The sequence below is a fragment of the Streptomyces sp. NPDC048001 genome (assembly GCF_043203115.1).
Classification (GTDB): domain Bacteria; phylum Actinomycetota; class Actinomycetes; order Streptomycetales; family Streptomycetaceae; genus Streptomyces; species Streptomyces sanyensis.
On record NZ_JBIDBN010000010.1, the window covers coordinates 126,455 to 149,244 of the forward strand.

At 70.2% G+C, this 22,790-nt stretch carries 14 protein-coding genes; 4 read left to right on the forward strand and 10 right to left on the reverse strand.

Translation table 11 applies throughout. The features are described 5' to 3' along the window. The 3 genes from ACGF15_RS19935 to ACGF15_RS19945 are packed head-to-tail and all read right to left on the reverse strand — an operon-like array spanning nucleotide 1 to nucleotide 1,714. Nucleotides 1-348, reverse strand: coding sequence for an RRQRL motif-containing zinc-binding protein (locus tag ACGF15_RS19935; RefSeq protein ID WP_392800568.1), 348 nt, complete (start codon nucleotides 346-348; stop codon nucleotides 1-3). Then, entirely contained in the window at nucleotides 348-1,451 is a 1,104-nt protein-coding gene (locus ACGF15_RS19940) for a conjugal transfer protein (protein ID WP_392800571.1), read from the reverse strand. Before ACGF15_RS19940 ends, ACGF15_RS19935 begins: the two co-directional genes overlap by 1 nt. Then, a complete protein-coding gene (locus ACGF15_RS19945; protein ID WP_345616002.1) occupies nucleotides 1,448-1,714 on the reverse strand; it encodes a DUF6284 family protein in 267 nt (88 codons plus the stop codon). The genes ACGF15_RS19940 and ACGF15_RS19945 overlap by 4 nt, the downstream gene beginning before the upstream one ends. A gap of 461 nt (nucleotides 1,715-2,175) precedes the next feature. Between ACGF15_RS19945 and ACGF15_RS19950 the strand changes: the two genes are divergently transcribed. From ACGF15_RS19950 to ACGF15_RS19960, 3 genes are all read left to right on the forward strand, one after another. Beyond that, a complete protein-coding gene (locus ACGF15_RS19950; protein ID WP_345616003.1) occupies nucleotides 2,176-2,934 on the forward strand; it encodes a GntR family transcriptional regulator in 759 nt (252 codons plus the stop codon). Beyond that, entirely contained in the window at nucleotides 2,931-3,608 is a 678-nt protein-coding gene (locus ACGF15_RS19955; RefSeq protein ID WP_392800575.1) for an AAA family ATPase, read from the forward strand. The genes ACGF15_RS19950 and ACGF15_RS19955 overlap by 4 nt, the downstream gene beginning before the upstream one ends. Before the next feature lie 654 nt (nucleotides 3,609-4,262). Then, entirely contained in the window at nucleotides 4,263-6,143 is a 1,881-nt protein-coding gene (locus tag ACGF15_RS19960) for a hypothetical protein (RefSeq protein WP_392800578.1), read from the forward strand. Between the two features lie 989 nt (nucleotides 6,144-7,132). Here ACGF15_RS19960 and ACGF15_RS19965 read toward each other — a convergent pair. From ACGF15_RS19965 to ACGF15_RS19975, 3 genes are all read right to left on the reverse strand, one after another. Then, nucleotides 7,133-7,399, reverse strand: coding sequence for a hypothetical protein (locus ACGF15_RS19965; RefSeq protein WP_392800581.1), 267 nt, complete (start codon nucleotides 7,397-7,399; stop codon nucleotides 7,133-7,135). 1,978 nt (nucleotides 7,400-9,377) lie between these two features. Next, entirely contained in the window at nucleotides 9,378-11,549 is a 2,172-nt protein-coding gene (locus ACGF15_RS19970) for a hypothetical protein (RefSeq protein ID WP_392800584.1), read from the reverse strand. Between the two features lie 318 nt (nucleotides 11,550-11,867). Next, a complete protein-coding gene (locus tag ACGF15_RS19975; RefSeq protein WP_392800587.1) occupies nucleotides 11,868-12,893 on the reverse strand; it encodes a hypothetical protein in 1,026 nt (341 codons plus the stop codon). Nucleotides 12,894-14,337: 1,444 nt separating this feature from the next. Between ACGF15_RS19975 and ACGF15_RS19980 the strand changes: the two genes are divergently transcribed. Continuing rightward, the gene (locus tag ACGF15_RS19980) at nucleotides 14,338-17,298 is read left to right on the forward strand and encodes a LuxR C-terminal-related transcriptional regulator (protein WP_392800590.1); all 2,961 of its coding nucleotides are present in this window, start codon (nucleotides 14,338-14,340) and stop codon (nucleotides 17,296-17,298) included. A gap of 74 nt (nucleotides 17,299-17,372) precedes the next feature. Here the strand turns inward: ACGF15_RS19980 and rfbB are convergent, their stop codons facing one another. The 4 genes from rfbB to ACGF15_RS20000 all read right to left on the reverse strand — a co-directional run bounded on the left by rfbB (nucleotide 17,373) and on the right by ACGF15_RS20000 (nucleotide 22,525). Next, on the reverse strand, nucleotides 17,373-18,458 hold the full coding sequence (gene rfbB / locus ACGF15_RS19985) for a dTDP-glucose 4,6-dehydratase (RefSeq protein ID WP_392800593.1): 1,086 nt from the start codon (nucleotides 18,456-18,458) through the stop codon (nucleotides 17,373-17,375). Beyond that, complete coding sequence (locus tag ACGF15_RS19990; protein ID WP_345613318.1) at nucleotides 18,455-19,519, reverse strand: glucose-1-phosphate thymidylyltransferase; 1,065 nt, start codon at nucleotides 19,517-19,519, stop codon at nucleotides 18,455-18,457. The genes rfbB and ACGF15_RS19990 overlap by 4 nt, the downstream gene beginning before the upstream one ends. Before the next feature lie 457 nt (nucleotides 19,520-19,976). Further along, the gene (locus ACGF15_RS19995; RefSeq protein WP_362614089.1) at nucleotides 19,977-21,227 is read right to left on the reverse strand and encodes a cytochrome P450; all 1,251 of its coding nucleotides are present in this window, start codon (nucleotides 21,225-21,227) and stop codon (nucleotides 19,977-19,979) included. Then, the gene (locus ACGF15_RS20000; RefSeq protein WP_345613322.1) at nucleotides 21,224-22,525 is read right to left on the reverse strand and encodes a glycosyltransferase; all 1,302 of its coding nucleotides are present in this window, start codon (nucleotides 22,523-22,525) and stop codon (nucleotides 21,224-21,226) included. Before ACGF15_RS20000 ends, ACGF15_RS19995 begins: the two co-directional genes overlap by 4 nt. Nucleotides 22,526-22,790: the final 265 nt, after the last annotated feature.

Below are 22,790 nucleotides of genomic sequence, written 5' to 3' on the forward strand. Positions count from 1 at the left end.
TCAGTGACTCCGTTCGGACCCGTCAGGGTCGGGAAAGGCACACGGCGTGCAGGTGCCGAGCGAGGCAGGGATGACGTATCCGGCATCACGCCGGCAGACGGGACAGCGACGGCGCGCCGCGTTCGCCTTGGCCAAGGCCGCCCACCGGGCCGCCGTCATCGGCCGCACGGGCTTGGCGCGGTCGACGCGGTACAGGTAGGCAACCAGCGGACCCCGCCGACGGCGGGGCCGCTCCAGCTGTGCCGCGACGTCCTGACCGCCGGGGCGTAGCCCTTGGGCTCGGAGTTGGCGGCGGGTGGCGTAGCCGTCGGGGGCGAGTCGCCACCGGTAGACCGGCAGCGTGGCCATCACGCGGCCTGGAGGCCGCGTTCGGCGCGCAGGGTGTCGCGCAGGGTGCGGGCGTTCGCCGGGGAGGTACGCACCTGCCGGCGGATGCCCTCGGCCGTCAGCCGGGCGTCCGGCCAATCGGCCGTCGCCTTGCGCGCCTCGGCCAGCAGCTCGTCGGCCGTGCGCTTGGGTCGGGGCGATCGGGCCGCCTCGGGGAGTCGACCAGTCGCCCGCCGCGGCCTGGTCGACTCAGCACCAACAGCACGGCGCGCCGGCTCGATCGGGGCGGTGATGGCAGGGGTGGGCTTGAGCGGGGTAATCGACTTGCCAAGGTCGACCGCAACGGGTTCCGGCACGGTCAGCCGGGTCAGCGTCACGGTCGGGTTCGGCGTCGATTCCCGCAGCTCAGCCGTAGACCGTTTCGTGACAGTCTCGGTTGATTCCTCCGCATTTACGGTCGGTGCGGGATCGAGTGCGATGGCGGGGGTGGTGCCGCCGAACATCGCGGCGAGTGCGGCGTCCGCACCGGCCGTGACTCGATCGCGCTGGACGTCCAGCAGCCTCGATCCGAGCGCCACATCGCCGACACCGACCCTGCGGGCCAGCCGCCACGACTTGCGCTCCGACCACTTCCTGACCCGATCGCTCGGGTGCTGAGTGGCGCGGGCCCGGTGGTAGGCGAGGGCCTGCACTAGATCGGCCGTGCGCCGCTCGTTCTCCGCGTCGCGGCCGTCGGTGTGGACGACGATCCTGCGGGCCAGGAACGCCATGCCCTCGGCCGAGACGGACATCCCCATCGGCGTCAAGGCGTAGATGACTGTGCGGCCCGCATCGGGTGCGGCCATCGCCCCCATGGCAGCGGCGGCGGCCGGCAGGGCCCACAGACCGAGCCGGACGATGCGCGGAGAGGACTGGCCCAGCATGGTCAGCCCAAGCAGGACCAGGGCGAGGACGGCGGTGGCTCCCTCACCGGCGGCGAGAGCTCCCAGCGCAGTGCCCTTGCCGTAGGAGTGGCCGATGTTGCTGTACGTGCCGATCCCGCCGAACACGCCCGTGGCGAGCATCGGCACGAACGCGGCAGCCAGCACCCCGATCTGTACACGGGTCAGCTTCGCCGTCCTCATGCGGCACCGCCCGGCATGCTGCGGGCCGTGCGGTTGAGCAGCGCCACACGGGCGGCGAGCGCCCGACGGCGGGCCCGGCGGATGCGCTGGTGGTCCAGCTCCGTCGGCGTGCGGTCAAGGGTGATGATCTGCGCGTCGAGAAGGTCGACATCCGCCAGGATGACGGGCATCTCCTGCTCGATCGCGTCCAGCTCCGCGTCCGTCGGCTCCATCCAGGGAGCGAACGCGGTAACAGCGTCCTGAAGTGTGGCGATGTGTTCCATGGGTCGTGGTCTCCCTAGCAGGTGAAACGGCCCGAACAGTGCCCCCGGTGTTCCAGCACCGGGGGCACGCGCCGTTGAAGTCGGAATGTCCGGCTCCCCTCAGCGCTGCTCGTACGAGACGAGCAGCGGAGGCAACCGGCCGCAGCACCCAGAAGCGCTGCGGTGGGCAGCTGTCGTGCAGGTGTCTCCTCCGGGAACACGAGCTCCCGTTTTAGGCGTATGGAGACGTGACCTTTCGGTCTAAGCCCTCCCGAATGACCAGGGTCGGGTGCGCCCTCGGCCCGCTCTGTCCCGGACCCCTTGACCCCGAACAGCCCCTGACTGAGAGCGCATTGAGGTCCAGCACCCACCGGTCGGGGGAACCAACCGGCGGGCACATCCCTAAGGTTCCCTAGGGTTCCCTGCGGTGTCAAGCGGTAGGCTAGGGAACCTCAGGGAACTCGCGACAAGGAGCGGACAACATGGCAGGCCAGGCCGACAATCGGGCGCCATACGCAAGGATCGCCGCCCACTACACGGAGCTGATTACGTCTGGTCAGCTACAGCCAGGAACCCTCTTGCCGAGCATCAAGAACCTGTCGGAAGAGTGGAAGGTGAGCACCGCGACAGCGGAGAAAGCCCTGCGCAAGCTGCGCAATGACGGGCTCGTGCGTGGCATCCATGGGATCGGGACTGAAGTGCTGGACCGGCCGGCTCCCATGTCGTCGGGGTCCCAGCGACAGGACCGGGGACGCCGCACCGGGTCTAGCTGGGGGGCAGGCGAGCGGTCCGACTCGCACCAAGCGGCCGTGGTGCCCGCGCCCGATGAGGTGGCGCAAGCCCTGGACATTCAGCCTGACTCAGACGTGATTCGCCGGAGCCGCGTGTACAGGGACCGGCACGGCATCGTCGCTCACAGCACGTCGTGGATTCCCGCGCGGTACGGGAAACTGATCCCTCAGCTTGCAGCGAGCGAGCGACTGACGGGGGGAACCTCGCTCCAGCTCATCGCCCAGGCGACCGGCCAACCGATCAGCCACCGCATCGACACCGCCTCAGCCCGCCTGCTAACGCCGGAGTACGCGCGACTCCTGGAGCTGGACGCCGACAACCCGCCGACGGACCCAGTGGTCGTGATGACGGCGAAGTTTGTGGACAGAGAGGGCAACATCGTGGAGTACGGCGTGGACCTTGGCGGTCCGGGCCGAACGTGGCGCACAGAATCGGAGGTGTCCCCGTGACGGTCGTGGACGACACGCTTGTGAGCGTGCTCGAAGACCGCCTAGATGCCCTGCTTGCGGCTCGCAGGGCTGGCACAATCACGTCCGAAACCGAAGCGGAGATGGCAGCCATCTCCCGAACCATGACGAGACCGATGCCCCCACGCCCGCCGTTCTGTGTCCTTATGGCCGGACTCCCTGGCTCCGGCAAGACGACTCTCTCCCGCGCCCTCACCGCTCGGGGTTTCATACGGCTGTGCCCGGACGAAGAGATGTTCCGCAGGCACGGCGTCTACGGCGTCGACTTCCCCCGAGGCGTCTTCCCCACCCTTGAGCGGCCCGTCCTCGAAGACGTGGCGGCCGACCTCCGGGAGCAGCTCAAAGCTGGGCACGATGTCGTAGTCGATCACGGCTTTTGGACCCCGGAAGACCGGGCCAGTTGGCAAGCGCTCGCCACCGAGACCGGGGCGGTCCCTGTACTCGTCTACCTCGAAGCCAGCCATGACGAGCTGTGGGCAAGGATCAGCAAGCGCAACGAGTTCCACGCCAACGATCCCAACTCCATCTACTTCTCAGAGAGCGACCTACAGCGCTACCGCAAGCGGTTCGTCCCCCCGCAGGCCGACGAACCGCACCTGTTGTACGACGGTGACCCAGCGGCCGTGATCGCAGTTATGGAAGCCCTTCGTCCCTAACGCTGAGGAGTCGCGGCCTAGTGCCGCACCTTCGTGCACCAAGGCGGCTCGGGCCGGTCCCCGTGCGTGGCCCGCACATCAGCTGTCAACTTTGGTCGCTGTGGGGCAGGTATTAGGGCGGCCAACGTAGGGTACGGAGCCTGACCCGCTGGCATGTTTCAAAGGAGAGCTATGAGGGGCCTGCTCGATGACGAGCCTCTGGAAGGAACAAGCGAGGCTCAAATTTCATATCGTCCAGAGCGAACTGCCGTGCCTTTGGCGGCTCCACTCACTCAGAAAGACTTTATTAGCGCTGTGCGCAACCAGTGCCAAATCTGGGGTGGAGCAGTCGCACCCCTAATCCCGGTAACTTCCGACGGAACTGTTGATAGCGCCTACGCCCGCATAATCCCCGGTTCCGCGATTGACGGTATCGAAGGTCTGCACCCATTCAACCTGATCCACCTTCCCGAAGCGAAAGTTACAATTCCCCGGACACCGCAAGCTCACGGTCCTCAGTTGGCTTTTACTCTCTTGGAATCCGGAAAGGCGGACGAATATCGACCTGTTGAAGTAGTAGAGCTTGAGGCAGGAGATCCATGGAGAATGATCTACGCAGGATCCCTCGGACTCTTGCCGGAAAAGCCAAGCCCGGAACTACTACACTCTCACAACTTGATCCCTGAGCTGACATTCGAAGACTTTATCCGAGTCGACAGGGTTCACATTAAAGGGTCGTTGGATGACCTCTTGCAACGCTTGAACTCACGAGACGTAATACCGCCACGAAAACTCTCCATGCTGTGGCTCGGATATGGGAATGCTGGCAGTACTGGCATCAGGACAACAAGTGTCATCCTCCCCGATCCTGGGGTTGCTCGGTTGGATGCAGGGCCTAATGTCGTCGTGATTTGTTCACCTAATGACATTCACGACGTAGCACTGCTGTGGAATCTTCGCGGCGCAAACGGAGACTCGGCTCCACTACCGATCGGGATCCCTGCAGATGAGGTTACCCCCGACCGTCTTCATCAGTTGATGCGCGAGCCCAGGATATCTCGAAACGGTATTGCGGTTAACGGCCTCTACGTAACAAGCGCCAGCCTATCCAAGTCTGAGCTGCGCCAGCTAATCGGTGGGGATGTACCGAGGGTCGGAATCGCGAGTTACGAGGAGATGCTGCATCTAGGATATCCGGGCAGCCTCTCGCGAAATGAAGTACTTTTCTGGAACGAAGGAAGTACCCAGTTTGTTCCGCTGCCGGCCGATGCTCACCGTAGTCTTTTCACGCATGGAGTGATCTCTCACACGGCAAGTATGCATGCAGATGTTCGCGTGCTAGATAGCCCCTTCCCTGAAGGGCCGGATGTAAGAGCCACTGCTTTTAGCGCTGCATTTTCTGCCGGCACTTACAGCGTCAGTGTTTCGCATTCCAAACGTGCGAAAGCCTGTAACCTAGCGTGGCCCAGTAATTTGCTCATGGCTAGAACAGTAGCGTCTGAGAGAGGTTTTGACCTTCAAGAGTCAGAACCTGGCCGTGCGGCCCGCGTCCTCCTTTCCGGATTTTCCGACCTCAGTGAGCTTGGGAATCTTGCGCATGCCCCTTTGCTCCAGATGTTGGAAGAAATGGCGGCGCGTCAAGGATTTGGGTGGTACAAAAACCGTCTGCGCAATATCGGGCAAGAGGCGGACCCTAGTCAGTCGGTGGGCCCTACTACAGACGAACTGCCAGAGAAGACATTCAACGAGTTCAAGAAAACACTCGGAAACAGCGACAAGGCTGCCAAAAGATGGCTTCTGTGGGCAGAGAAGTCACACCTTATCCTAAAAGGTTTTCAATTGGTATGCGATGTTTGCGATGCGAAGCAGTGGCTACCGGTCGCGGGATTCGCCCCACCTATTATCTGTCGCGGATGCGCGCGTGAAATGCCAGCCCCCTTTGGGGATCGGACTAATGTAGAATTCAGGTACCGTTTGTCTGAACGACTACGGCGAGTGTATGAACAAGACGCGATGGGACACTTGCTAGTCGCCCGGTACTTCTATCTCCTCTTCGGTGCAGGGAGAGAGGGAAGGCTAATCGGCCTCCACCCTGGCATGGAGGCGCGACGGAAGGGGCAAGCCCGGCCCGAAGGAGAAGCGGACGTTCTACTGTTCACGAGACGCGCAGAATTCATTCCAGTAGAGGTTAAGCGAACCTTTTCGGGATTCACAGAAAGAGAGATAGGAAAACTCGATCACCTGACCTCTTTCCTGAACTCCCCGTGGTCGGTGGTTGCCTCCTGTCAATACGGAAAGGACTCAGAGGAGGGATTTGAGGAGCTTGCAGCCTACTCACCCAATGAAGGGTACTCTCGTGTCGTGTTGAGCTACGACAAGCTTCTCGGGCGACCTTTTTGGGCCATCAATAGCGACCCATTCGAATGGAATCCCCTGAGCTTGGATGAAATCGAGGAACGAGAAAAGCGGTTCGTTAAAACGATGATTGACCAAGCTGAGGACGGAAAATGGAATTGGTTGGCTGAAGATTTGCTGAATCCGCCCGACATGGTGTGACCATCTATACGCGGCTCCGTGACTTAAGCAGCTACCTGGGGAGGTCTCGAAGATCACGGCCCCAACGTCGCGCTTTAGCGGGAAGCCCAGACTGCCCGAGTCGCCGGAAGTTCACGGGGCTATGAACTTTTCCCAAGGCAGTTCCTGCTCAGCTGGCTTGCGGGGGGGCGAAACCGCAGTTCCGGCCCCTAGGCTTGACGGCACTCTTTGACGGCAACGACAGCGAACATTGCCGTACCTGGAGAACCCACCTCGCGCCAGTCGGAGCAGCCGGAAAGGTCTCAGCCCTGGCCAGGAGATTGGCCGGATGATCTCCTAAAGCGGGTGTCGCAGGTTCGAATCCTGCCGGGGGCACCAGGCAAAAGGCCCCGGACCAATCATGGTCCGGGGCCTTTGACATCCACTTCTGAATCAACGCGGGTGGTCACTGACGACCGGGGTACCTCCGCAGCAGTCGGTCCGCCGCAGCCCATCACAACCCGTCGCAGTTGACGACAATGGCCCGGCCTCCGACTGAAGCCGGGCCTCATACATGCTCAGTCGCATGAGCGCCTACAGCAGTGATCTGGGCCTGGACGTCACCGACGCGGGCTTTCCGGCCTCCGCTCGGGGCGCCGCTCCTGCCTTCGGCCCGATCCGCCGACGCCGCCCTGCGTAACGGGATAGACCCAGAAGCATGAGTCCGAGCCCCAACGGCCACCGGTTCCTCAGGTCGCCGACATCCTCCGGCCGGGCGCTCAGGCTCCGGGATCGGAGGGGCCCGCGGGCAGGTGCCGGCCGGTGGGTTGTGGCGGTGGGGAACTCCCATCCCGTCCACCATCGCCCCAGGCAGAGCCGAGCAGACACGGCACCGGGCGTCCAGGTCGTTCGTACAGTGGCGCGCTCCACCTGGACGCCAAGGATCACGCCCACTCCACATGCGTGTGGGTCGACGGCGGACGGAGTGGGAGTTGGGGAGGGTGGTGGGCGGAGGTGTATTCGGATGTGCGCTATCCACGGGCAGCGAAGTAGGCGAGCAGCCCCGCTCCGGCTCCCAGGACAACCAGCTGCACGAGGCTGGGAATACGCCATCCCAAGGCAAGAAGACCGCCCCCGGTGACGACAGCGCCGCCGACCAGGATCCACATTCCCCGCAGTGCTTCCGCGGGCGCACTGGGCGGATTGCCACCGTTGTAGCTGTCGGCCCAGCTGGACATCCCGTACTGGATGATCACTAGCCAGACGACGACCATCAGGTCGACGACAAGCAGGGCCACGCTCACCCCAACCTGCTCGCCGATCGACGGTTCACCCCCGGGCCTCATAACGACCACCGATCTGCATTCAGGTGACAGCCTGTTGCTCGCATACCCCTCAGCATGCTGTTGTGGTGGGTACCACGCATGAGCACAGGTACTCAGCTTGTTCTCGGTCTTCAACCAGGTAAAACGGGCCCGTGAAGGCATCAAGCTCTTCGATGATCTTGCGGAGCTCGCGAGCTCCGCGAAGTGGTATTGCTCGCACGCCGAGAAGCAGGGCACGGCCTTCAAATGGGTTGCCGCAGCAGTACCAGTGCACGTTTCCGAACGCGTCGTCGTGCCAGAGCTCGCGGGAGTGTCTAGTCAACGGCGGATCCGTTGATCATGGAGACGCCAGGTGAGTGAACCGTTTTCATCCTTCCCGCAGGGATGAAGATGCAGGTCAGCAGCGTGGCGTGACGAGGCGAGGTTCCTGGTCGTTGCGGTGGTGTTCTCTACGCACCACGCTTCGTCCGAGGAGCCTCGCTTGGTCCCGCATCGTGCCACGCTCGACGTCCCGCATGAGCTGGTCGAGCATGCCTCATAGCTGATCTATGCCCGAAGGGGTGAACGAGGCACGCAGTGGAGCAAGCTGGGCTGGCAACCTATGCGTCTACATGGCGGATGAGCCTCGACCCGACCGGCAAGGGCCGCAAGCGGTGGACCATGCGCTGGAAGGCGCCACTCAGCGCCTTCCGGATCGCCTTCGAGGACCGGCTCACCCCGACCAACGACTGAACCTCAACAACCACGATCATTCGTTTAATTGACACACCCGTCGACGCTGCGTCTGCCGGCGTACGCGCGGGACGGGGTTGTCTCCGGGTACACGTCCAACCAACGCAGGCGCCCAGTCGGGTTGCCCCGCAGGCCCATGGCGATGGCCAGGACGGTCGCGGCGTAGAACGGGGATCGCCGAATGACCTCCAGGAACGTCGGCGTCTGCCTCCGGGAACCGCGGACTGGTCGCGGGCGTGGCGGAGGCTAATCCCGGCCCGCCAGGACGGAAGAGCTTGTCATCAGTGGGCGGTCAGAGGCCCCGATCTCGGTTCCAGCGGCTCACGTGCATCCAGTAGAAGACGTTACCGATGCCGGCAGTGAACATGAGCAGCCAGAAGTGGGCCCACAGTGACTGACGGCGACGCCTCAGGCCCGCTCCACCAAGGCCCGACACGGAAGACGCCGCGGCGGAGCTGCTGTTGTTGATGATGATCGTCGGGGGCTGCCCATGCGGCTGGGCAGGCTGCTGACCCGATGGTGTCGCCAAGGTGCTTCGACTCCTTGGTGAGCTGAGTGTGCAAGAGCGAGACGCACCATAGAGAGAGCCGAATGGTCTCCGAGGTCGAAGTGGCTGTAGATCACCCGGACGGGGCATCCTCCGTCCGCCCCGGTTCCCACCTCGTTCAGCCCCGTTCACAGCCGTCCAGCCGTGATCCCGAGCCATGACCATGCCGAACTCTCACCCTGCCGGAACTCGGGCCACCGCCTGCCCCCAACCCATCACCCCAGCAGCACAGCCGGAGAGCACTCGGGTGCCCTCGGAGTCGGCGATGCCAGTGGATTGGTGTGGACACGCTGTACCCGTCACCGCAGTACCTCGGTGTTTCGACCGGTCGCCATCACTGTGTGGTGAGGGGAATCCGAGGGCCCGGCCGTGCTGGTTCCGGTCGGCAGGGCGGACGGGCGACGGCCGGGCCGGATGCCCTCTTGCGGCCTCCTGGTGGCCGCCCGGCACGCACCGGACGCGCGGGCCCTCCCCCGCTTCACCGGGGACGGGGACTACGTGCTGCCCGCGCTCCCGGGCTGCGGGCAGCAGGCACACAAGCGCCCGGGGAGGCACCGCGTGGGCGCCTTCCCGGGCGAAGTCGAGGGCAAGGAGAGCGGAGGGACTTGAGTTCATGGGTAAGTGAATGAGAAGGAAGCCCCTTCATGGCCTTGCCGCGGTCAACCCTAGCACTCAGGCGGGGATCAGGTCGCGCAGGTTTTCGAGGGTGATGACCCGGGAGTCCGGGTGCAGCCCCTCGGGGCGTTCGAGACCGATGTACGTCACGGGCTCGTCCGGGGCGGGCCCGCCGTGCCATGTCTCCACGGTCGTGGTGCCGCGCGACATCAGCCCGACCAGGTGCCCCACCGTCAGCTGCTCGCGCTCCGCCAGTGCGCGCACCACCTTGGACACCGACACCTGGTTCTCCTCGACCCGGTTGGCCTCGGAGATGCCCTTCAGATACAGGTGCAGCCACTTCGCGCGCCACCGGCCGTCGTCCCCGCGGCGGAAGACCAGGGGCAGCGCCACACGCCCCACCCCGCGCAGCTCCGACGTCATCCGCACCGTGCGGGGCTCGAACGGACGGCCCTTCTGCTCACCGTCGCGCAGCATGAAGCCGAAGAAGGACTCCTCGGTCTCCTCGAAGCCCTCGCCGGTGAAGATGTTGACCTGCGGGACGATGAAGGTGCTCCGCACCAGGTCCAGGGACAGGTCGATGAACTCCGAGGCCCCCTCGGGTGCCTCGGTGACGTCACCGGAGTGGACGCCCCCGACGGCGGTGAGGGCCGTGTACGAGAGCCAGGAGTCGGTGCTGTAGTCGCTGTGGAGGAGCAGGGCCGACAGGTCGTAGTCGGTCCGGTTCCGGGTCTCCTTCCAGTACACGAAGAACCGCAGCAGTTCGCCGTCGACCTCCGAGACCGAGCCCCGCGGAAGTACGCGGAACCCGGGTGCCGTCGCCCTGCCGCTGAGCGGGAGCGCGACGTCGAGGACGTCGGGGTCGAGCAGCAGCCGGTGCGGGGCCGGGAGCCGGCGGCGCAGCTCGGCGTCCAGGGCGGCGGCCAGGCGGTCGCGGTCCGCGGCCGGAACGGGGGCCCGGAGGTCGGGGGCCGCCCAGGCCCGGCCCCGGCGGTTGACGAAGATTCGGGGCTCGCCGCTCTCCCGCTCCCGGTTGTGGAGATGCTCCCGCACCGACAGGAGGACCCGGCCGGAGACCTCGGGGGCGAGTTCCACGGCGGCGGCCACCACCGCGTCCCGCTCCGTCTGGTCCGCGGCGGTGCGCAGCAGGAAGTCCAGGGTGCGGAACAGCTTGCCGGGGGCGGACCCGAGCAGCCTCACCGCGCCGGTGACGTCCGCGTCGCGGAGCAGCGTCTCGACGCGGCCGTCGAAGGACCGCGCCTCCTTCTCGCCCCGCGCGACGGCGAACACGTCGGCGGCGTGCGGCCAGCGGGGGTACTCGTGGGGGTGGAGGCGTTCTCCGAGCCGCTTGAAGGGCTCCCGGTGCGCATGCACGTCGGCGAGCTTCGCGGGGTTGGCCGCGACCACCGCGTCGAGGCCCGCGAGCAGCCGCCGTCGCACCGGGCGCGGCAGGGACCGGAACCGGCTCGGCTCCTGCAGTGTCACGTCTCCGCCCGACAGTGCGCATGCCAGCCGCAGCACGTCGGTCACGGTGTCCAGCAGGAGGTCGGCACCGAGGCCGAGGCGCGCCTGGTTGACGACCGCCCGGTTCTCGCGGACGGGGATCGACTCGGGCTGGGGGCCGGCCGCGCAGCGCTCGGCGAGGAGCTTGAGGTCGGCCAGGTGGTCCTCGCTCAATGGGGTCGTGCTGCCTGCCAGGGACAGGTAGAGGGCGGTGAGTTCGTCGTCCAGGCCGCGCCCGAGGTGCAGGACGGTCACCCGGTCGCCCGCCGATGCGATCAGCCCGTCCTGCGCCGCCAGCATCTCCTCGTAGGTGTGCTGGTAGCGGCCGTACGCGGGGAGGCTGAGCAGGTCCAGCACCCCGTGCGCCAGCTGCGTGAGCACCGTCTCGCGCGAGGCGTCGTCGTCGAGCGCCGTCGCCACGCACCGCGTCCAGAACTCCTCGGTGCCCGGGACGTTCGCCGGGAAGTCGATGAAGTACGTGTTGTGCCGGACGTGGTCGCCCACCAGCTCGCGCACGGTGCGCAGCGTGCGCGTGGCGGTGTGCAGGACGGCGGCTTCGGACAGCCCCGACAGCCGCTGCAGCAGCTCGGCCGAGAGCTTGAAGCCCACGGACATCAGCGCCGCGTCGAACTGCCGGGCGGCGGAGGCGCCTTCTCCGGCGGAGCCCTCGGGGGAGGGGAGGCGGTAGGTGTGACGGAGGAGGATCGATGCGGGACTCTGCGCCATTCGGGGATGATCGCAGAGGTGAACGCCCCGGCGCACAGGGGTTTTCCGCCGGTGCTCCGGTGCTCCGGTGCTGCAGTGTTCCGGTGTTCCGGTGTTCCGGTGTTCCCGGTGCCGTGGTCGCCGCCGCGGCACTGTCAGCTCACCGGCGGCGGCCGCCCGTCGTGGTCCTCACGGGGGGCGGCCCGGTGCTCCGGAGCCGCCTGCGCGTGCCGCCCGGCCTCCCCGGCGGCGCAACGGCCGGCGCTGAAGGAGAGGCTGCGGCCGGCTGCGGTGCCGGGGCGTGGGGCCGTCGGCGGACGCCGACGGCCCCGCGCCCGGTCAGTACGCCTCGGTGGCGACGCGCAGTTGGCGCAGGAGGCCGCCGTAGTCCTCGTCGTCGTCGCTGATGAAGATCGGGAAGGCGCCGTCGACCAGGGCGACGCCCTCGACCTTGAGGCCGGAGCTGCGGGCGAGCTGCCGGGGCGGCTCGACCGGGCGGAGGCTCGCTCCCACCGGTCCGCCCGGGACGGCGGTGGCCGCGTGGTACACGGCGCTGTCGAAGGGGCCGAGGTCACCCGGGTCGTATGCGGACGAGACGTAGAGGTTGCCCTTGTCGTCGATGTCGAGCCCGGAGGCGGGGCGCGCGCCCGGGGGCTCGGGCGCCGTGAAGGGAAGCGAGGTCCACTCCCCGCCGAACCGGAGCGTGCCGTCCCTGCCGACCTTCAGGCGGGTCATGTGGATGCGGGTGGTGTCGCTGCCCTCGGCCCGCTCGGCGTACACGAAGTAGTCGCGGCCGCGGAGGGTCACGACGGCCGTCGCCTCGACGTTCACCAGCGGCTCGGGGGTCTCGGGCCACGGTGCCGAGCCCGCGATCTCGACGTGCAGGTCCTCGTTCCAGCGGGCGAGGTAGATGGTGGGGTCGGGGTCGTCGCCGTCGGCGTTGCTCTCCGCCAGCAGGGCCGCGTTGCGGCCCGGGAGCCGGGCGATGCTCTCCAGGTCGTTCGGGACGCTCGGGAAGGCGACGTCGAGTTCCCGGACGACGATGCCGTCGGTGTCGACGGGGGTCCGCACGATCGACAGACGCGGCAGGTCGCGCTCGGCGTCGTTGTCCCGGGCGTCGTGGCAGACGAGGAAGACCTGCTGGGCCTCCTCGCCGTCCCCCTCCCCGGAGGGGGCCTGCTCGGTGGTGAGCCACGCGATGCCGCTGAACTCGCGCGGTGCCCTGATCTGCCGTTCGGCCGCCGGTGGGGCTTCGGGGGAGCCGACGGTCCCGGAAGGGGTCTCGACGCCGCACGCGGCGAGCGCGAGCGCGCCCAGCGCCGCGGTGACCGGCAGCAGTCGCCGCCCGGTGAGCTGACGTCCCATCGTGTGCCCTCCTTCCGGGCGGAGTCCGCCGGCCGGACCCGCCCCGGGAAACCTAGGGCTCCCGGCCGTCCGGAGCCCGCCGACACCACCGGGACGCCCCAGGAGGAGCGCAAGGCCATCCTTTCGGAGGGTGCCCGGAGGGCGCCCCGAGGGCGTCCGGAAGGTCTCCGGGGGGCGGGGGGCGTCCGGGGGACTGCCCGGAAGTTCTCCGGGGGCGCCCGGAGGGAGCGGAGGTCCAGGTGTACTCCTCGGCCGACCCTCCGCCCGGTGCGTGCCTCCGGTTCCGGCGCTCGCGGTGCGGCTGGCCGGGTGTCCCGCGGGCCGGGTGGGGGGCGGTGCGTTGCCACCGGGGGTCCCGGTCCGAGGGCACAGGGGCGGATTCGCGCCTTCGCCCCCGTCATATTCCAGCCGATTTTCGGCCCGGAGGACCCCTGGCCGGCGGCAGTCGCCCCCGCCCCGTGCGCGGACTGCCGCCCCCCGGGGCACGCCCGGTCCCCCGCGGACTGATCCGTCCGTCAGGACGATATCCCCCGGAAAATACGGAGCCATGGAGGGCGGCCCGACGAACGGATCACGGAGGAATGGAAGAGCCGGCGCACGATGCAGTACAGCCGAGCGCATTGCAAGGCGGCGCGCCGACAACGGGAACACACCCGGCCGCATATCCGCCGGAATGCGCGTCAGCGCATATCCCCTTTTCTTTCCCTGCCGGAAGCCAAGAGCCAACAGATCAAGGAATGAATGGCTGGATCATTTCTACGGAATACCCGGTTCCCATTCCCCCCGACGCCACCCGCCCTATCGGGTGAGGTCCGGCCCACGCCCGGGGACCCATCTGGACACAACGGACGATCACCACGAAACAACAGGTGAGAGGCCATGCGTCGCTACCAGCCGGCACCCGCTCCACTGAGGTCGATGACCGCCCGACCGAACACCGCCCCACCCGGGCGGACGCCGGACCCGGTGATCAGCCGACCGGACACGGACGGCCGAAACAAGCCCTTCAGGACCCAATACGCCCACCCTGAAGCGGCATCACACCGCACCGGTCGAGCAGAAAGCGCCTTCCTCCCGCGGCGCTCAACCTGCTGTTCACACGATCGCTTCGGCCTGCACATCCGGCCAATGCAGAATGCTTGCCGAGCCCCCTGTACCGGTCAGCGACTATCGTGACTCAGGTCACTTCCGTTACGGAACCGCCGGTCATATGAGAGCGTTTTCAAGGATGAGTGCGCAAGGGCATTCCCTTGAGGGAGGGGTGGCGACGTGGTCCGACGAAGACCGAAGACCCGGTGGACGCCGCGGTCCGCGAGCCGGTGACACACCGTCCGCGGCGCCCCTGCCCTCCCGCACCGCCCCGCCCGAACGGGCCGCGGGGTGCGGGTCGCCGTCTCGGCGATGCGCCGGTCCCGTCCCCTTCGACATCGTGATACGGAGCGTCATGGGTCCTCAGGTACGAGCGTTAGCACCGCTGCGCGGCCGGGAGCAGCACCTGGCACAGATCGGCGCGAACCTCCGCCGTGTGGCGGACTCCCTCCGCAGCAGGGTCGTCGTGGTGGAGGGGCCTCCCGGTGCGGGCCGGACCCGGCTGCTCGCGGAGGCCCTCGAACTCGCCACCCGCAACGGCTTCGCCGTCGCCGGGGGCCTGCCACCGGGCGCCGGGGCGCCGCACCCGGGAGGCCGGGCGCCTCGCCCACCGGCCGGGATCTCGCCTCCCGGTGCCGGGGGGCCGGCCCCGGGAGCAGCAGCGGCACCACCCGGCGCCGGGTCACCCGCGCGGGGCGCTCCCCCGATCCGCGGCGGTGTCCGCGCCCGGCCGCCGGGCGCCCCGGGCGGCACGCTCCTCGCACCACCCGGGCAGTCCGCGGTCGAGGCCGTCGCGATACGCCTGCGCGAACGCGCAGGGACCGCTCCCGCGCAGGTCGTGGCGCTCGACGACCTGCATCTGGCCGACCACGCCACCCTGACAACGTTGTGTGAGCTCATCGCGGATCCCGGGGCCCGGCCGGTCCTCTGGCTGCTCTCCTTCACCACCGTCGGGGACACGGTCGCGCCGCACCCGGTCCCGGCCTGTCTCGGCAGGCTCCGCCGGGGGCTGGGGGCGGACCGGCTGCCGGAGCTCGGCCCGCTGTCCGGCGACCCGCTGGCCCAGCTGGTGGCCGACTGGGCGGGGGCCCCTCCCGATGCGGCACTCCTCGCCCTGGTGGAGAGCGTCGAGGCCACCCCGCGCGCGGTGATCGACCTGGTGCGCGGGCTCGTCGAGGACGGCGAGGTGTGCGTCCTCGACGGTGCCGCGCGGCTGGGCCCGCCGGACCAGGGGGCTCGTGGCCCCGGGGGCGGCGTGCACCTGCCCGCACCGGTGCCCCGGCGCCTGTCCGCGCTGGTCCAGCGGGAGCTGCGCTCGCTCTCCGAACCCACCATGAAGGCGCTGCGGCTGGCGGCGGTGCTCGGCTCTCCGTTCGCGCCCGAGGACCTCTCCGCCATGCTGGGCGAGGCCCCGGTCGGGCTGCTGGCCGCGGTGGACGAGGCCGTGGGCCGGGGGCTCCTGGTCTGCGGCGAGCACGACCTGGCGTTCCGCACGGAGCCGATCTGGCGGGTGCTGCTGGACTCCGTGCCGCCCCCCGTGTGCGCGCTGCTGCGTCGGCAGGCGGCCGAGCTGCTGCTGCCGCGCCCCGACGGCGTGGAGCGCGCCGCCCTCCAGCTGGTGCATGTCGCCCAGCCGGGCAGCACGCAGGAGCTGCGGGCCATCGCCGAGGGGTCCCGGCGGCTGCTGGCCTCCGATCCGTCGACCGCGGCCGCGCTGGCGACCCACTGCATGGAGCTGCTGCCCCCGGGCCGGGCGGAGCATCTGCGCTGTGCGCGGACCGCGGTCGAGGCGCTCACCAGGGCGGGCGACCTGGATCGGGCGATCGCGCTGGCGCAGGAGACGATCGACGAGGCGGTGCGCTTCGCCGCGCCCTCGCCGCACGCGCTCGCCGGGGACCTCGCCGCGCTGCGGGCGTCGATGTCCACGGCGCTGCTGCTCCTGGGGAACGCGCAGTCGGCCCGCCGCGCCGCGGGAGACGCCCTCGCGGTGCCGGAGGGCGGCCCCCCGCACCGCGAGGCCGTGGTCACCCATCTCGCGGCCTCCTATCTGACGGGCGACGACTCGGCCGTGGAGCAGGCCCGCAGGATCCTTTCGGCGCCCGACGACCACCCCCGGGCCGTACGGGTCGGGGCGATGGCCTTCCAGGCCTTCGGCCAGTGGCAGGACGGCCGGGTGGGCGACGCGGTGGGGGCGCTGCGCAGGGCGGTGGCGCTCGACCGGGCGGGGGAGGAGGCGCACGCGGTGGACCCGCGCTGGTTCCTGGCCTTCGCGCTCACCCGGATCGACGAGTACGAGGAGGCCGCGGCGGTCGTCCGCAGCGCCGCGCGGTCGGCGCCCGCCGAGGCGGGGACGCTGGCCGCCACCGTCCCGGCCGTGCTCAGGGCGCCGCTCCACCTCGCCCAGGGGCATCTGGACGAGGCCGAGGAGGCCGCCCGGGCCGGGGTGGGCGGGGCGGCGGGGCCCTGTGTGCCGATGCTGGCGCCGCAGGCGTGGCTGGTGCTGGCCTTCGCGGCACTGCGCCGGGGCGCGCTGGCGCAGGCCGAGGAGCACGTCAGGACCCTGGAGAAGGACTTCCCCCAGCACACCTCCAGCCCCTGGTGGGCCGCACGGGTGCTGCTCAGCGCGCAGTTGGCCGAGGCGCAGGCGGAGCCCGCGGCGGCGGCGGAGGTCCTGGCGGAGGTGGCGTGCCGCGAGGGCGCGCTGCGCGAACTCGTGCTGGAGGACCCGGCCGCCGCGGCCTGGTCGGTGCGCTGCGCGCTCGCGGCCGGACGACCGGAGCTGGCGCGGCAGGTGGTCGACGCGGCCGAGCTGCTGCGCGCGCGGAACCCTCAGGTGCGGTCGGTGCTCGCGGCGGCGCTGCACGCGCGGGCGCTGGCCGCCGGGGACGCGCGGTGCCTGGCCCGGGCGGGCGGGCTGCACCGCAACCCGTGGGCGCGGGCCGCGGCCGCGGAGGACCATGCGGGGCTGCTGCTGGAGAGCGGCGAGGAGGAGCACGCGATCGGTGAACTGGACCGGGCGATGGAGGCCTTCGGCGCACTCGGCGGCGACCGGGACGCGGCCCGGGTGCGGGCCCGGCTGCGGGAGCTCGGGGTGCGCCGCCGGCACTGGACGCACGCCAAGCGCCCGGTCTCCGGGTGGGAGAGTTTGACCAAGACGGAGCGCAAGGTGGCGGAGCTGGTGGCCGGCGGCCTCACCAACCGCCAGACCGCGCGCCATCTGTTCATCTCCCCGCACACGGTGGGGTTCCACCTGCGGCAGATCTACCGCAAGCTCGGGATACGCTCCCGCACCGCTCTGGTGCGCTTCCGGACCTGAGGCCGCCCCGGGCGGGGGCCGGGGCGGCCCGAACGCACCCGTCCGGGGCGCCTCGCCCCGCCGGTCCCCGCCGCTCACCGTGCGGCTGCGGCGCGTTCCGCGTCGCGGTCGTCCTCCGGGGGCCGGTCACGGTGGGCGCCCCGGCCGCCGCCCGCGCCGTCCGCGGTGCCGCGGCCCTCACCGGGCCCCTCGCCCGGCCCCGCGTCGGGCGCCTCGCCGTCCGGCCGCAGCGGCTCCCACCACGCCCGGTGGGCGGCGTACCAGGCGACGGTCTCGGCGAGCCCGCGCCCGAACGGCGTCCGGGGCGTGTACCCGAGTGCCCGCAGCCGGGCGTCGTCCAGCGAGTAGCGCCGGTCGTGGCCCTTGCGGTCGGGCACCCGCCGGACCCGCCCCCGGTCCGCGCCCAGCGCGTCCAGCAGCCGGTCGGTGAGTTCCAGGTTGGTCAACTCGGCCGTCCCGGCGACGTGGTAGACCTCGCCCGGCTCCCCGCGCTCGGCGACCAGGCGGACGGCCCGGCAGTGGTCGTCGACGTGGATCCAGTCGCGCACGTTGCCGCCGTCGCCGTACAGCGGCACGTCCAGGCCGTCGAGCAGGCGGGTGACGAACAGCGGGACGACCTTCTCCGGGAACTGGTACGGCCCGTAGTTGTTGCCGCAGCGGGTGATGCTGACGGGCAGCCCGTGGGTGCGTGCGTAGGCGAGCGCGATCAGGTCCCCGCCCGCCTTGGAGGCGGCGTAGGGCGAGTTCGGGCTGAGCGGGGCGCTCTCGTCCCAGGAGCCGTCCGCGATGCTGCCGTACACCTCGTCCGTGGAGACGTGGACGATCCTGGGCGTGGCGGCGTCCAGGCAAGCCCGCATGAGGGTCCCCACACCGAGGACGTTGCTGCGGACGAACGCGTCCGCCTCGGCGATCGAGCGGTCGACGTGCGACTCCGCGGCGAAGTTGACCACGAGGTCGTGGCCGGGCACCACCTCCGCCAGCAGCCCGGCGTCGCAGATGTCGCCGTGGACGAAGGCGAACCGCCCCTCGACGGGGGCGAGGTTGGCCGGGTTCCCGGCGTAGGTCAGCTTGTCGAGGACGGTCACCGTGGCCCGGTGGGCGAGGGTGCGCACGAAGTGCGAGCCGATGAAGCCGGCACCGCCGGTCACGAGGATCTTCACGGGGTCACCTGTACCTTGCTGTGGTCGCCGAGGACGAGGCGGTGGGCGCGCAGCACACCGGGCGTCGAACTCACCTCGACGTCGCGTCCGATGAGCGAGCGCTCGACCCTGCGCACGCCGGTCAGGGACGCGCCGCGCAGCACGATGGAGTACTCGACCTCGCTGTCGACCACTCTGCAGTCGCCGTCGACGGAGGTGAACGGGCCGATGTAGGAGTCCTGGATCAGCGCGCCCGCCGCGACGACGACCGGGCCGACGATCCGCGAGCCGGTGACCACCGCCCCCTTCTCGACGACGACGCGCCCGACGAGCTCGCTCTCCCGGACCTCGCCGGCGCAGTCGGCCTCGACCCCGTCCAGCACCAGGCGGTTGACCTCCAGCATGTCGGCGACGTTCCCGGTGTCCTTCCAGTAGCCGGAGACGAGGGTGGAGTCCACCCGGCAGCCGGAGTCGACGAGTTCCTGGATCGCGTCGGTGATCTCCAGTTCGCCGCGCCGGGACGGGGTGAGGCGGCGCACCGCCTCGTGCACCCGGGAGGTGAAGAGGTACACCCCGACCAGCGCGAGGTCGCTCCTGGGCCGGCGCGGTTTCTCCTCCAGGCCGACCACGCGGCCCCGGGCGTCCAGTTCGACGACGCCGAAGGCGCGCGGGTCGCCGACGCGGGTCAGCATGATCTGGGCGTCCGGCCGGTTCGCCCGGAAGCGCTCGACGAGACCGGTGATGCCGCCGACGATGAAGTTGTCGCCGAGGTACATCACGAAGTCGTCCTCGCCGAGGTAGTCCCGGGCGACCCCGACCGCGTGGGCCAGGCCCAGCGGGGCCTCCTGCGGGAGGTAGGTGACGTCGAGGCCGAAGCGGGAGCCGTCGCCGACCGCGTTCTCGATCTCGGCGGCCCGGTCGCCGACGACGATGCCCACCTCGCGGATGCCCGCCTCGGCGATCGACTCCAGTCCGTAGAAGAGGACCGGCTTGTTGGCGACGGGTACCAGCTGCTTCGCCGAGGTGTGGGTGATCGGCCGCAGCCGCGAGCCGGACCCTCCGGCCAGTACCAGCGCCTTCACCGGAGCCCCCCGACCCGGGCGGACCGCGGGAGGGGGGCCGGGGCGGCCACCGCACCGGCCCGCGCCGCCCTGCGCGTACGGGGGGTGCGGGGGGTGCGGGGCGCCGTCCGTCCCGGCGGGCCGCCGCGGGCCGCCGGGATCCGGCGGGCGCCCGCAGCGCGGGGTGCCGGGATCCGGCCGGTCACAGAGCTTCGAGCCATCGTCTCCCCGATCCCTGGAAGGAACGCCCGCGGAAGGGAACGTCCGTGGACGGAACGCCCGCGGACCGGACACCCGTGGGCGGGACGGCCCCGGCGAGGGCACCCGAAAGCGGGACGCCCGTGCAAGGACCACCCGTGCAAGGACCGCCCGTGCAAGGAACGCCCGTGCAAGGACCGCCCGTGCAAGGACCGCCCGCCGGGAGGACGTCCCCTGGCCGGGCGCCCCGCCGCGTCCGCCACCCGCGTGGACACCGTGCTCAGCCCACCTCGGCGGGCAGCACGATCATGCGGCGGATCATCCACTCCGACTCCCACTCCACACCGCCGCCCGCCTCCGTCGCCGCCTGAGTCGCCGGGCTCAGCCTCGCCTCGGGGAAGCGCCGCAGGAACCCGCGCAGCGCGATCTGCGCCTCCAGCCGGGCGAGCGAGGCTCCGATGCAGTAGTGCATCCCGAGACCGAAGGAGAGGTGGCCCCTGCCCTGGCGCTCCGGGGTGAAGCAGTCGGGCCCCTCCTCCGGGCCCCGGTTCGCCGCGGCCAGGTTGACCTGCACCGGGGCGCCCTCGGGGATGAGATAGCCGCCGAGGTCGATGTCCTCGGTGGCGAACCGCCAGGTCGGGTGCGGGAACGGAGGGTGCACCCGCAGGGCCTCCTCCACCCACCCCTTGATCTCCTCGTCGGTCCGCGGCCGCTCCTCCGGCGGGCGCCGCAGGGCCTCGAAGAGCGAAGCGGAGATCAGGCTGCCGGTGGTCTCGTAGCCGGTGATGATCATCGCGAAGGTCCAGACGATGGCCTCGCCCTCGGTGACCTGGTCCTCCGGGGAGTCGGCGGGGGCGAGCAGGTCCGTGATCACCCCCTCGCGCAGCGGCGCGGGGTCGCGCACCCAGCTCTCCACGGCCCCGTACAGCGCGCCGACCGCCGCCCCGCGCGCGGGGTAGTCGTCCGAGTAGAGGATGACGTCGGTGATGCTGCGCAGCCGGCGCTCCGCCTCCAGCGGCAGGCCCAGCATCTCCGAGATGAAGGCCAGCGGGATCCGGTGGGTGTACGCGGTGACGACGTTGACCTCGGCGGTCTCCGTGGAGCGTGAGGCCTCCAGTTCGTCGAGGAAGCCGCCCACCTTGGCCTCGACCCGCTCGCCCCACCGCTCGGTGTTCCGCGGGCTCAGGATCGAGGCGTGCAGCCGCCGGATGCGGGCGTGGTGCGCCCCGTCGCTCATGATCATGGTGCGGGCGAACTCCGGGTCCGGCTGGGAGCCCAGCATCAGGCCCGGCTTGCGCATCCAGTCGGGGACCAGGGTCACGTCCTTGGCCAGCAGGGGGTGGGTGAGCGCGGTCCGCACCAGCTCCGGGTCGCACACCACCCAGGCGTGCCGGCCGAGGTAGGGGATCCGCACGACGGGGGCGACCCGTGCGGCGGCGAGCAGTTCGGGCATGCAGTCGAAGGGCCCCGGGTCGGTCGGCATGTGCGCCTCGGGGGCCTCCGCCAGGCCGGTCTTGGTCGTGACGTTCACCGTGTGACTCCTCCGGTGGGGATCTGGCCCTGGGTATCGGCCATGGACTCGATGAGTTCGGCGGCGCGCCGCGGTGCGTCGCTGTCGCGGTACTCGCGGGCCAGCTCCTGGGCCCGGCGCCGGTAGCGCCCGTCGTGGAGCACGCTGGTCACCGCCTGGCGCAGCCGGGTCTCGGACACGGCGCGCCGCTGGACGACGACGCCGGCTCCGGACCACTTCACCCGCGCCGCGACGTCGGGCTTCTCCTCCGAGCCCGGCACGACGACGAGCGGGACGCCGTGCGCCAGCGCGGCGTTGGCGCCGTTGTAACCGCCGTTGGTGACCATCACGTCCACATGGGGCAGCAGGTGGTGGTAGGGGACGAAGCGCTCCACCCGCACGTTGGCGGGCAGCGGCCCGAGGCGTTCGGCGGGTACCTCGCTCCCGGTGGTGAGGACGACGAGAACGTCCTGGCCGGCCAGGGACCGCAGGGCGGGGACGAGCAGCCAGTCGACGTCGTTGGCGGTGGTGCCCTGGGTGAGCAGCACCACCGGGCGGTCCTCCGTCAGCTCGTCCCACCAGGCGGGGGGCTCGAAGTGCTCCGGGGGGAGCCCGAGGAGGCCGCCGACGAAGTGGGTGCCGGGCAGCAGGTCGCTGCGCGGGTACTCGAAGGAGGGCACGGTGCCCACCAGGTACAGCGCGGGCGGGCGGGTGATGTTCTCCATCGCGCCCGCGCGCAGCCGGGGCAGGCCCACCTCGGCGCGGACCCGGTCCGCCTCCCGGCGGATGCCCCGCATGGCGAGGTGGTCGCCGAGGAACCGGAGCACGGCGTTGCGCGCGCGGCCCAGCGGCGTGGCGCTCGGCGGCAGGCCCCAGCCGATGGGGGCGGTGTCCCTGCTGCCCAGGATGTAGACGGAGTTGGCGAGCCAGGCGAGCGGGATGCCGGTGCGTTCGGCGGTGAAGCAGGCGCCGTAGCACATGTCGTCGGCGAGGATGCAGTCCGCCGGGAACCGCCGCAGCACCTCCAGCAGGTCCTCCATCTGGCGTGGCGCGGTCCGGTAGAAGATGTCCCGGACGCCGACGGTGAAGCTGGTCAGCCCGGTCAGCCCGGCGTGGGCCGGGAAGGCCTCCTCGCGGCTCTTGCCGCCGAAGTCGAGCTCGGGGCTCATGGGCTCGAAGCGGGCTCCGGCCTGCTCCACCTGCCCCTGGAACGACCGGCCCGTGTACCAGCGCACCTCGTGCCCGCGCAGGGTGAGTTCGCGGGCGACGTCCAGGATGCCGACGACATGCCCGGGTGCCGGTGTGGTTGCGATCAACACGCGTGCCAACGTCGCCTCCGTGGGGTCTGGTGCGCGGGTGGGCCGGTCCGGCCGGGTCCCGCCGGGTGGGCCGGGGTGCCCGCGGGCCGGACCGGGTGCGGTCCGCGGCGGGCCCCGCGGGCTCTGCTCCGGGCCGGAGCCGTGCGCGGGCGCGCCGGCCGGTCCGGTGCGGGGCACGGCCGGGCACTCCGGTCACGCAGGCCAGCATCGCCCCGCCCGGGGCACCGGTCTGCGGGGCGGGTGAAACCCTGCGCACTCGCGCAGG